The 11,911-nt window shown below is 44.9% G+C and carries 10 protein-coding genes; 9 read left to right on the top strand and 1 reads right to left on the bottom strand.

Annotation, left to right across the window (positions count from 1 at the left end; genetic code table 11):
• Nucleotides 1-154: 154 nt before the first annotated feature.
• The 5 genes from nifS (at nt 155) to HMPREF1548_RS13015 (ending at nt 5,001) form a co-directional block, all read left to right on the top strand.
• Nucleotides 155-1,336, top strand: coding sequence for a cysteine desulfurase NifS (nifS, locus tag HMPREF1548_RS13035; RefSeq protein WP_021636656.1), 1,182 nt, complete (start codon nt 155-157; stop codon nt 1,334-1,336).
• A 33-nt stretch (nt 1,337-1,369) separates the two neighbouring features.
• The gene (gene nifU / locus HMPREF1548_RS13030; RefSeq protein WP_021636655.1) at nt 1,370-1,813 is read left to right on the top strand and encodes a Fe-S cluster assembly scaffold protein NifU; all 444 of its coding nucleotides are present in this window, start codon (nt 1,370-1,372) and stop codon (nt 1,811-1,813) included.
• A gap of 3 nt (nt 1,814-1,816) precedes the next feature.
• The gene (gene mnmA, locus HMPREF1548_RS13025; protein WP_021636654.1) at nt 1,817-2,893 is read left to right on the top strand and encodes a tRNA 2-thiouridine(34) synthase MnmA; all 1,077 of its coding nucleotides are present in this window, start codon (nt 1,817-1,819) and stop codon (nt 2,891-2,893) included.
• A 292-nt stretch (nt 2,894-3,185) separates the two neighbouring features.
• A complete protein-coding gene (locus HMPREF1548_RS13020) occupies nt 3,186-4,340 on the top strand; it encodes an immunity 26/phosphotriesterase HocA family protein (RefSeq protein ID WP_035322018.1) in 1,155 nt (384 codons plus the stop codon).
• Nucleotides 4,341-4,476: 136 nt separating this feature from the next.
• Complete coding sequence (locus HMPREF1548_RS13015; protein WP_021636651.1) at nt 4,477-5,001, top strand: hypothetical protein; 525 nt, start codon at nt 4,477-4,479, stop codon at nt 4,999-5,001.
• Nucleotides 5,002-5,143: 142 nt separating this feature from the next.
• Here HMPREF1548_RS13015 and HMPREF1548_RS13010 read toward each other — a convergent pair whose 3' ends face one another.
• Nucleotides 5,144-5,962, bottom strand: a complete 819-nt coding sequence (locus tag HMPREF1548_RS13010; RefSeq protein ID WP_021636650.1) for a histidinol-phosphatase HisJ family protein — start codon at nt 5,960-5,962, stop codon at nt 5,144-5,146.
• 403 nt (nt 5,963-6,365) lie between these two features.
• Between HMPREF1548_RS13010 and gap the strand changes: the two genes are divergently transcribed.
• From gap to HMPREF1548_RS12990, 4 genes are all read left to right on the top strand, one after another.
• Nucleotides 6,366-7,385 (top strand): type I glyceraldehyde-3-phosphate dehydrogenase, encoded by a 1,020-nt coding sequence (gene gap, locus HMPREF1548_RS13005; RefSeq protein ID WP_021636648.1) that lies wholly within the window; start codon nt 6,366-6,368, stop codon nt 7,383-7,385.
• 91 nt (nt 7,386-7,476) lie between these two features.
• Nucleotides 7,477-8,685, top strand: coding sequence for a phosphoglycerate kinase (locus tag HMPREF1548_RS13000; protein WP_021636647.1), 1,209 nt, complete (start codon nt 7,477-7,479; stop codon nt 8,683-8,685).
• Between the two features lie 82 nt (nt 8,686-8,767).
• On the top strand, nt 8,768-9,517 hold the full coding sequence (gene tpiA, locus HMPREF1548_RS12995) for a triose-phosphate isomerase (protein ID WP_021636646.1): 750 nt from the start codon (nt 8,768-8,770) through the stop codon (nt 9,515-9,517).
• A 321-nt stretch (nt 9,518-9,838) separates the two neighbouring features.
• Nucleotides 9,839-11,911: hypothetical protein (locus HMPREF1548_RS12990; protein ID WP_021636645.1), on the top strand; the 2,073-nt coding region annotated here is incomplete at its 3' end.

Here is an 11,911-nt window from a genome sequence, read left to right as displayed (position 1 = left end):
TGGTAAATATATGCAGAGGAGCCTGTTGACAGAACGCAGAGGCGGTGTTATATTAACCATAGAAAACGAAGCGGTTTAGTAGGAATTGATATTCCCCCAAAACCGTCTCCATATAGAAAAAGCATGCATTTCATGCAGACAGGAGAGTAGAATAATGAATAAACTGATTTATCTGGATAATGCGGCAACCACGAAAACCGCGCCTGAGGTGGTACAGGCCATGCTTCCCTGGTTCACGGAGAACTACGGGAACCCCAGCAGCATTTATTCCCTGGGCACGGAGAGCAAGAAGGCCGTGAGCGAGGCGAAGGATATCATAGCCGGTTCCCTGGGCGCTGCCAGCAATGAGATTTATTTCACAGCCGGAGGCTCTGAAGCGGACAACTGGGCGCTGAAAGCTGCTGCGGAGGCCTATGCATCCAAAGGAAAGCATATCATCACCTCCAAAATAGAGCATCACGCCATTCTCCATACCTGTGAATATCTGGAGAAGAAGGGCTGTGAAATTACTTATGTAAATGTGGACGAAAATGGTATAGTAAAGCTGGACGAGCTGGAAAAAGCCATCCGGCCGGACACTATCCTGATTTCCATCATGTTTGCCAATAATGAAATCGGCACAGTCCAGCCCATTAAGGAAATCGGTGAAATCGCGTCCAGACACAATGTCCTGTTCCATACGGACGCAGTACAGGCTTATGGCCAGCTGCCGATCAATGTGGATGAATGCCATATCGATATGCTCAGCGCCAGCGGGCACAAGCTGAACGGACCGAAGGGAATCGGCTTCCTTTATATCAGGAAAGGAATCAAGATCCGTTCCTTTATCCACGGCGGGCAGCAGGAGCGTGGCAGAAGGGCCGGCACGGAGAACGTTCCGGGCATTGTAGGCATGGGTGCCGCTGCCAAACGGGCATTTTCCATTCTGGAAGAGAAAAGGGCAAAGGAAACCGAACTGAGAGACTATCTGATAGAGCAGATTGAAAAGGAAATCCCTTACTGCCGCCTGAACGGAGATCGTAACAGAAGGCTTCCAAACAACGTGAATTTCAGCTTCCGTTTTGTGGAAGGGGAATCCCTTCTTATCATGCTTGATATGAAAGGCATCTGCGCTTCCAGCGGTTCTGCCTGTACCTCGGGCTCCCTGGATCCCTCCCATGTCCTTCTTGCCATCGGCCTTCCTCATGAAATCGCGCATGGTTCCCTGCGTCTGACATTGAATGAAGAAAATACGAAGGAAGAAATGGACACAACGGTGGCCGCAATTAAGGAAATCGTAACCAAACTCAGAAATATGTCTCCTCTGTACGAGGATTTTGTAAAAAAACAGAAATAAGGAAATCAATCAGGAAACGGAAAGGATAACGATATGTACAGCGAAAAAGTAATGGATCATTTTGAACATCCCCGTAATGTGGGGGAAATAGAGAACGCAAGCGGCGTTGGCACCGTAGGAAACGCCAAATGCGGCGACATCATGAGAATTTATCTGGATATTGACGAGGAAGGCATTATCCGCGACGTTAAATTCAAAACCTTTGGTTGCGGCGCGGCTGTTGCCACCAGCAGCATGGCAACCGAGCTGGTAAAGGGCAAGAGCATCCAGGAAGCCATGGAAGTGACCAATAAGGCGGTTATGGAGGCGCTGGACGGCCTTCCGCCCGTAAAGGTACACTGCTCCCTGCTCGCAGAGGAGGCCATCCATGCGGCGCTCTGGGATTATGCCCAGAAGCACGGCATTACCATTGAAGGACTGGAAAAACCCAAGTCCGATATTCACGAAGGAGAAGAAGAAGCAGAGGAAGAATACTAAAATATGAGCAAAAAAGTAGTTGTGGGCATGTCCGGAGGCGTGGATTCCTCCGTGGCTGCCCTTTTGCTGAAAGAACAGGGTTATGAGGTCATCGGCGTCACCATGCAGATCTGGCAGGATGAGGCGGAGGAAACCAGGGAAGAAAACGGAGGCTGCTGTGGCCTGAGCGCTGTGGACGATGCCAGGAGGGTTGCCGAAAAGCTGGATATTCCTTACTATGTTATGAATTTCAAGAAGGAATTCAGAAAATATGTGATGGATTATTTTACGGCGGAATACCTGAAGGGCAGAACCCCCAACCCATGCATTGCCTGCAACAGGTATGTGAAATGGGAATCCCTGCTCACCAAAAGCCTGGGATTGGGAGCCGATTATATCGCAACCGGCCACTATGCCCGCATTGAACAGCTTCCCAACAAAAGATACGCCATACGCAATTCCGTTACGGCGGCAAAGGATCAGACTTACGCCCTTTACAACCTGACCCAGAAGCAGCTTGCCCATACCCTGATGCCTGTAGGCGCCTACCCTAAGGATGAGATCCGCAGGATAGCCCGGGAAGCGGGGCTGCCGGTAGCGCACAAAAAAGACAGCCAGGAAATCTGTTTTATACCGGATCACGATTATGCCGCTTTTATCGAAAGGGAATGCACAGACTCTGTCCCCGGCCCCGGCAATTTCGTATCCGTTACCGGAGAAATCCTTGGGAAACATAAAGGCATCACCCACTATACCGTAGGCCAGAGAAAGGGCCTGAACCTTTCCATGGGACATCCGGTCTTTGTCACGCGGATCAACCCGGAAACCAATGAAGTTATCATCGGAGAAAATGAAGATGTCTTTTCACGCACACTCACCTGCAGCGGCCTGAATTTCATGTCCGTCCCGGATCTGGAGCAGCCCATGCGTGTGAAAGCCAAAATACGCTATGGCCACAGCGGCACCTTCTGCCTCATAGAAAAGACAGGAGAGGACCGAATCAAATGCACCTTTGAAGAGCCGGTCCGCGCCGTAACCCCGGGCCAGGCCGTTGTTTTCTATGACGGCGAATATGTACTGGGCGGCGGAACCATAGAGTAAAAAGAAAGACGGCTTGATGCTGCAGACCCGGACGTCGGGAAGGACAGCGCCTGCGCTGATGCGTTTATCCTGGCGCTGTCCGTTCAGGCCGCAGTCTGCGGAAAAAATAGAGAGACAAAACGGCATAGTCGCGCAGACTATGCCGTTTTGCCGTTGATAGCTCTGTCAGGTTTTGTGCTGCGAATACACTATATCCATGGATCCGGAATTGTAGTAGAATGATAAAAAGGCCGAAGAAGCGTTCATTTTAACTTAGTACACGCTGTGGCATAGAAAGGGAAGGAGAACCTTTGTGGATAACAAATTTATGTTAACTAATGAACAAAGAAGGTATCTGGGGCTGGAACCTGTGGAAGCGCATTGGGAAGTGATGGATATCAAAGGCACCCTATATTATTTTGACGGGAATATTATTAAAAAGGAAATTATAACTTCAGACTGCCGGGAGGAAAATTTCAGATACAGGGAAAGTGAACTCTATGTAGAGACTGCAGAAAACAAAAAGCTGGTCCTGCCCAAAACTGCAAAAGGAAAGCCTAAGAAATTGAATTTTACCGCCACACAGTCCTTCAGGCCTGTTAACGTATATTTTGCATGCGAAGGAAGCTATATAACGATAGCAAATTATACGACACAAAAGACCTTCTATTTTGAAGATATCAAAAACGATGTCACTGCCCCGGTTTTGGAAAACTGGCTGAAAAATTGGATAGATGAAACTGCACAAGATGACCTTGAGGATTTGGAATGCTTTAAATACGAGAAAAGAGTACATCAGAAATATAAAGAGGGCGATATTTTCACCTTCAAAATCGGAAGAAGACAGTATGGCTTCGGGAAAATCTTAATCGATGTCGCAAAACGCAGGAAAACAGAAGAATTTAAGCAAAATAAGAATTACGGCCTGGCTAATCTGATGGGCCCGGCGCTTATTGTAAAGGTGTACCATAAAATCAGCGATAATATCAATGCAGATATCGATGAATTGGAACGGGGACTTTCCCTGCCGCCCCAGTCCGTCATGGACAACCGAATTTATTATGGCGAGTATAAAATCATCGGAAACAGAAAGGTAACGAACCGTGATCTGGATGATGCGCCAATCTCAACCAGCAAAAGCATAAACTACCAGGACAGAGACATCGCATACCTTCAATACGGCCTGATATACAGGGAACTGTCCCTTTTTGAATATGAAGCGTACGATGATGAGGATTGGTGCCACAAAGACTACAGGAATGAAGGCATTGGTTTTTCCCTTGATTTGGATGCACTGCAGGAATGCATCAATGCACATTCCAACGAACCCTATTACCGTAGCAATGCCCGGAGAAAGCTGAACCATCCGGCGAATAAAAGGGATAAAAATGCAGCTTTTAAAGCCTTCGGACTGGACGGAAGCCTGGATTATGAAGGGAATTTGAAGAAATGTTTTAAGCGAATGTAGCAAACTTCCCTGTCCCGGCAGCAGACGCCCTGCCCGATAGGGCGGTTTTGGCCGGAAATGGGATGCTACAGGCACTTCTTTCCCTTTACCGCATAAACATAAGAAAAAGGCCATAAAGGAAAACAGAAAATTGGATATGGATTTTAATTCGTACAGAATGAGACAGAGACCTGTCTACATGGTATTTGAAGGCGTTGTCACCCACCTGGAAATTGCACCGGGAATGATGGGACGATATGACGGATGCACCCAGATGGTGACCGTAGAAAATGAAGCGGGAAATACCGTAAATTTTTTAATGAACGCCTCAACCTTCGTGGTAGACTATACCACCCTTTATGAAAGCATGCCCGTTACCGTTTTCTACAGCGGCGACACAGCAGTCCCTGCGATTTACCCGCCCCAATATGAAGCGGCGGTCATCGCGCCCCGCCAGGAAGGCCAGAATGTATTTGTGGGATACTTCAACAACCTCCTCATGAGCAGCGACCAGAGCCTCAAGCTCAACCTGGCTCCCACCACCCAGGTAGTTACCTCAAATAACCAGACCTTCATGGGAAACCCGGGAAACCATACCCTGGCCGTACAATACAGCCAGACCACCAGAAGCATACCCGCACAGACAACACCGGAACGGGTCATCGTCCTCTGCGGCATGTAAACGCCTCTTCCGGGAAATTACCACTGTCTGTCCGGCTCCAAAGGAAGCCTCCCCGAAAAAAGTTCCCCGGAGAAAACTCCCCGGAAAAGACCACCTGAGGAGCCCTCCTGCAAAACCGTATAAGGAGCCGGAAAAAGACAGCCTACAGCTTTATAAAAGAAGCAGTACGCTTATCAAACACCGTATAATAAGAAAAACCACAGTCCCTGAGAAACTCCTCAGCCCTCTTAAACTCCCTGCAAATATCCTCAGGCCTGTGAGCATCCGACCCGACCGTCACAATTTCCCCGCCCAACTCACGATAACGCTTCAGCACCTCCCGGCAAGGATGAAGCTCCTTCAGCCCATAACCGATCCCCCCGGTATTGACTTCCACGCCAATCCCATTCTCCAACAGCAGCTCCAGCATCCTCTCAAACAAATCCCGATACTTTTCATATGTATAAAACTTATCCTGATCCGGACCATACCGCACCACATAATCCAGATGCCCATAAATATCAAAATCATGAAACACCTCAAGATTGTCAATTATGGATTCGAAGTACTCCCTGTAAGCCGCCTCTTCACTTCTCCCCGCAAAGAACTCCGCATCATACGGATCCTTCCCATTACACAAATGCGAAGACCCAATAATAAAATCAAAAGGAAAAGAATTCACATATCCCTCCTGCACCTCGGCCAGATAAGCCTGCAGCCCCAGCTCCACCCCAAAGCAAAGCTTAATCCTGTCCCCATAAACCGCCCTGCACCGCAGCAGCTCATACAGATAAGCATCCGTATTCACCTCAAAAAATCCCTTCGGAATCCCCTCCGAAACCGGAAAATCAAAATCCATATGCTCCGTAAAACACATTTGCCCAAGCCCCAACGCAATCCCTCTCTCAACCATCTCCCCCATAGGAGCCTTAGAATCCCCCGAAAAAGAAGAATGCAAATGAAAATCCGCCCGAATAGCCATACAAAAACCGCCTTTCTTATCATCATTAAACAATCCACTATTATATATAAAAAGTGAAATCCTTCTAAAAAGTATATCCTATCCCCCAAAAAAACGCAAAGAAAATTACCCTCCTCAAACTATTTCCAAACCACCTCTTTCCTTTTATTTTTATGATAGCCCCAGCCCTCCAATTATAAACTTTTTGTAAAATAATGGGCGATTTCCAATAATTTTTTAATTACGTCTTGATATTTTTATGCAGATTAGGTAAAATGATTGTGCTGATAAAATTTTGTCAAGCTTTTGGGACAGGCCCGGATGCCAATCCGCAATGTCCAAGGTGAGGACTTACGCTGGACGTGGGTCCATTTGCTGTGCTTGATAAAAGAATATAAAAAAACATTTTTAGGAGGAATTAAAAATGGCAGTAAAAGTAGCAATTAATGGTTTTGGCCGTATTGGACGTCTTGCTTTCAGACAGATGTTCGGAGCAGAAGGATTTGAAATCGTAGCAATCAATGATTTAACATCTCCCGAAATGCTGGCTCACTTACTGAAATATGATTCAACACAGGGCAGATACGCTCTGGCAGACAAGGTATCTTTCAGCGAAGATTCCATCACTGTTGATGGAAAAGAAATCAAGATTTATGCAAAAGCTAACGCTGCAGAGCTTCCTTGGGGAGAAATCGGAGTAGACGTAGTTCTGGAATGTACCGGATTCTACACCTCCAAAGCAAAAGCACAGGCTCATATCGATGCCGGCGCTAAGCACGTTATCATTTCCGCACCTGCCGGAAGCGATCTTCCTACCATCGTTTACAATGTAAACCATGAAACTCTGAGCAAAGATGATCACATCATCTCCGCTGCTTCCTGTACAACAAACTGCCTGGCTCCCATGGCTAAAGCTCTTAACGACGCTTTCCCGATCCAGAGCGGTATTATGTGCACAATCCACGCTTACACAGGCGATCAGATGACTCTGGATGGTCCTCAGAGAAAGGGCGACAAGAGAAGAAGCCGTGCAGCAGCAGTGAATATCGTTCCCAACAGCACAGGTGCTGCTAAGGCTATCGGCCTGGTAATCCCTGAACTGAACGGCAAGCTGATCGGTTCCGCTCAGCGTGTTCCTACCCCTACAGGATCTACCACAATCCTGACAGCAGTAGTTAAAGGACAGCCTACAAAAGAAGCTATCAACGAAGCTATGAAGGCTGCTGCAAACGAATCCTTCGGCTACAACACAGACGAAATCGTATCCAGCGATATCATCGGTATGAGATATGGTTCCCTGTTTGATGCTACTCAGACCATGGTTCTTCCTATTGACGAGAATACATCTGAAGTACAGGTTGTTTCCTGGTACGACAATGAGAATTCTTACACAAGCCAGATGGTTCGTACAATCAAACACTTTGGCAAGCTGCTGGAAGCATAATTTAATCCAGCTGGTGTAAAGGCATAGGCTCATAAAGGGTCCGGTCTGATGAGGGCCGGATCCTTCTTTCATTTTTAAGGAGGTTTTTACCATGTCATTGAATAAGAAATCCGTTGATGATATCAACGTAAAAGGAAAACGCGTCCTTTGCAGATGCGACTTCAACGTACCGCTGAAGGAAGGCAAAATCACAGATGAAAACCGTCTGGTTGCAGCGCTTCCTACTATCAAAAAGCTGATCGCAGACGGAGGAAAGGTTATCCTTTGCTCCCATCTTGGAAAGCCTAAGGGAGAACCCAAGCCGGAGCTGTCTCTGGCACCTGTTGCAGCACGTCTTTCCGAGCTGCTTGGCCAGGAAGTAAAATTTGCAGCAGATCCTGAAGTGGTTGGACCTAATGCAAAAGCAGCAGTAGAAGCTATGAAGGACGGAGACGTTATCCTTCTTGAGAATACCCGTTACAGAGCAGAAGAAACTAAGAACGGCGAAGCTTTCTCCAAAGAGCTGGCTTCCCTGTGCGACGTTTTTGTAAACGACGCTTTCGGTACCGCTCACAGAGCACACTGCTCCAACGTTGGTGTGGCACAGCTGGTTGATACCGCAGTTGTTGGTTATCTGATGCAGAAGGAAATCGACTTCCTTGGAAATGCCGTAGAGAATCCCGTAAGACCTTTCGTTGCTATTCTTGGCGGCGCAAAGGTTGCAGATAAGCTGAATGTTATCTCCAATCTGCTTGAAAAATGCGATACCCTGATCATCGGCGGCGGTATGGCATTTACCTTCCTGAAAGCAAAAGGATATGAAATCGGCGCATCCTTAGTGGATGATGAAAAAGTTGAATACTGCAAGGAAATGATGGAAAAGGCTGAGAAGCTTGGCAAGAAGCTGCTTCTTCCCGAAGATGCTGTTGTTGCAAAGTCCTTCCCCAGCCCGATCGATGCAGAAATCGAAGTTGAGGTTTATGCTGCAGATGCAATCCCTGCCGACATGATGGGACTGGATATCGGACCCAAGACGGCAGAGGCTTATGCAGACGCTGTTAAATCCGCCAAGACCGTTGTTTGGAACGGACCTATGGGCGTATTTGAGAACCCTGTTCTTGCAAAAGGAACCATTGCAGTTGCAAAGGCTCTGGCTGAAACTGATGCAACCACCATCATCGGCGGCGGCGATTCCGCAGCGGCTGTTAACCAGCTTGGCTTTGGTGACAAGATGAGCCACATCTCCACCGGCGGCGGCGCTTCCCTGGAATTCCTGGAAGGCAAAGAGCTTCCCGGAGTTGCAGCAGCAAATGACAAATAATATTATTTAACGCGGGGAGACAGCCTGCGAGCTGCCTCCCGCAAACGATAAAATTCACTTTTATATTAAGGAGACCATAATCATGGCAAGAAAGAAAATCATCGCCGGAAACTGGAAGATGAACATGACTCCCAGCCAGGCTGTTGAATTAATCAATACCTTAAAGCCTCTTGTAGCAACAGAAGATGCTGACGTAGTATTCTGTGTGCCTGCAATTGATATCATCCCCGCTATTGAAGCTGCTAAGGGAAGCAACATCGAAATCGGTGCTGAAAATATGTATTATGAGGAGAAAGGTGCTTACACCGGAGAAATCGCTCCTGATATGCTTACTGATGTTGGCGTTAAATACGTTATCATTGGACATTCTGAAAGAAGAGAGTATTTTGCAGAAACGAATGAGACCGTTAATAAGAAGGTTCTCAAAGCTTTTGAGCATGGCATTACTCCTATTATCTGCTGCGGCGAGTCCCTTACTCAGAGAGAGCAGGGAATTACTATCGACTGGATTCGTCAGCAGATTAAGATTGCATTCCTGGGCGTAACAGCGGAGCAGGCTAAGACAGCCGTTATCGCTTACGAGCCTATCTGGGCAATCGGAACCGGCAAGACTGCAACCACAGAGCAGGCGCAGGAGGTTTGTGCTGCAATCCGTGTATGCATCGGTGAAATCTATGACGAAGCAACTGCAGAAGCTATCCGCATCCAGTACGGCGGATCTGTAAATGCAGCTACCGCTCCGGAACTGTTCGTTCAGCCTGATATTGACGGCGGCCTGGTAGGCGGCGCAGCTCTGAAGCCTGACTTCGGAAAGATCGTTAACTGGAAATAGTTTCAGTTATGGGAAAGTAAAGTATTAACCGGAAAGAACTCCATGGAATTCATTCCGGTATAAAAATCCGCATCTGCCTTTGAAAAAAGGGGATGCGGATTTTTTATACTGCGGGTAATGCTCCAAACGGAGGCGTGTATGTGCTTGTATGACTAAGTTCGTGACGACAGGATTCGACAAAACTTTGTGTCTATCGTAAATAGTTTTGCTGAGATTTGTTTTATTTTAACCTTTTATTACCAACAATATGACATATAGTGATATAATATTTTTAAATTTAAATGCGACAAATTGGAGTTATATTATTGGGAGGAATTTTCAATGGGTACTATTTTAGAACAAATTTTAAGTAGTTTAAATACTAAGATTGGGTTTGCAGGGTCTATTATAACTCTTTATGATCATTTTAAAAATCAAGATGACACCCATATTAAGGAAACGTTTGCCGCTATACGCAATAAATCAAAAGAGGCATATGATTCATATTGTGAATACCGTCAATATAGGAAAGATGAGATAGGCACGCCATTGGAAAAACATATCCTTGGGTATTGGGAGTCGTGTCTAAAACGTGATACTGTTCCAAGCGTTACCGATATGGTGTCTTTAAAAATTGCAAGTAAAGCAGAGGCAGAAATCATGTTAGCATATCTGTTGGAGGCTTGGATGGAAAATCCGGATTTTGTGGAATGGCTGCATGACATTCTGACACAGAATAAGTTGGATAAATTATCAGAGACACTAATTTCTTTGCAGAAAAATCTAGAGGGAGTTTCGGGTTTAGCAAATCAATTAAAGCAACAAAACATCAGTGATATAGCGTTTGTTATTTCTCCAAAGCGCATCGTAGATGCAAAAAATTCATGCACCGATTTAGATGTCAAACGTTACTATATGGTGGATAATAGATTTGTTACAATGTTTAAAGTAGTTAGTGCGGAGCATAATATTCCTCATATGGAGATTATCAAAAAAGTTGAAAATTTAGTTGAAGGCGGCCATCCTGTTATTATTGCTGGAAATGGCGGATTAGGAAAGACAAGTCTGATGATGCATGCAGCTGTGCAATGGACTTCCTCCGGAGGAGTAGCGGTCTGGTTATCTTTATCAAACAAGGACATAATTACAGAACAGAAAGCAGCAGCTTTTTTCAATCATCTTATAGCGTCGATACCTGTTGGGCAACGGATTTTATTATGTATTGAAAATCCTTATGAAGGTAAAGCTTCTTTTTCAAATTTACAAAAAACGTGGCCGAATAATGATAAGATACAGCTTATTATGGCCGAGAGAGCAAATAGGCTCACATTGCTTGCTGATCCTGATCAGGACTTTTTATTGTATTGGTTTGATGATGCACAAATGATTATTTTACAAGGTTTGGGACAATCTGAGCCAACACTTGCTTTGAAAGACTACATATCTTATCCATTTCCAGAAACACAGGAAAGAAGAAAAAAGATACTGGAAAAATGTACCCTGTTTCTTGTAGGGGAGGGAATTGTAGAAGAAAAGGACAGGCTAAGCAGTGTACAAACAGTATTGAGTAGATACAGCAAACCTACTGTTAGCTTGGTTGAGCTAATTTACCGAACTCTCTTTGAATTAAAGAAAAGAGCGTCAAAACCTGGAGATATTAAATTGGATTGGGAAGAATGGGAAAGTTTCATAGAGAGTGAATTTGGAAAAGGTGAAATATACACACAGAAAGAGTTATATGGGGTCATTGCTGCGTTAAAAATATTTAATACACCAATTACAATTACGCTTTTTTGTAAATATTTTGAATTAAAAGAGAGGAAGTTAAGAGGGCTCTTAAATGAAAGGTTGATGGCACGCCATATTGAGCCTGTCATTTTTCATAACGATACTTTACAACCCAAACATGATGTTATTGCAGAACTGTTTTTTTTGTTTCATAAGGAAACAGTTTCAATTAATTTTTTAATGCTGAATTTGTTACAATGTATGGATGAAAATGAGATTGAATTGCTCTTGATAAATATGGTAAATAAACGAGAATTCCAAAAAGGGAAAAAATATAATGTTGGTCAGATTAAATACAGAGATTATATGGATGAAATATACAATCGTATTACAAAGAATAATTTAAATCTTTCGAATACAGGAATGGCAAAATTGTGTTTAGGATATTTATGGTCCAGATTTCAGCAAAATACATTCAGAAATAATGTTTCGTTAAATAGCATTTTAAATAAAATTGCTCCAGAAATAGATGGTAGCCTGGATTTGGCAAAACTTTATACAGAATGGGGTATTTGGGCTCGGGATTTAGGCGATAATACACTTGCCGAAGAAAAATTTAGAACTGTTGTAGACAATTATCCAAAACAGTTACCAGCCCGAACGGAATTGGGAAAACTGCTCTCGAAA

The sequence above is a fragment of the Clostridium sp. KLE 1755 genome, assembly GCF_000466465.2.
Taxonomy (GTDB): domain Bacteria; phylum Bacillota; class Clostridia; order Lachnospirales; family Lachnospiraceae; genus Eisenbergiella; species Eisenbergiella porci.
Note: the sequence above shows the minus strand (reverse complement) of the source record. Positions and strands in the feature narration are given on the sequence as shown.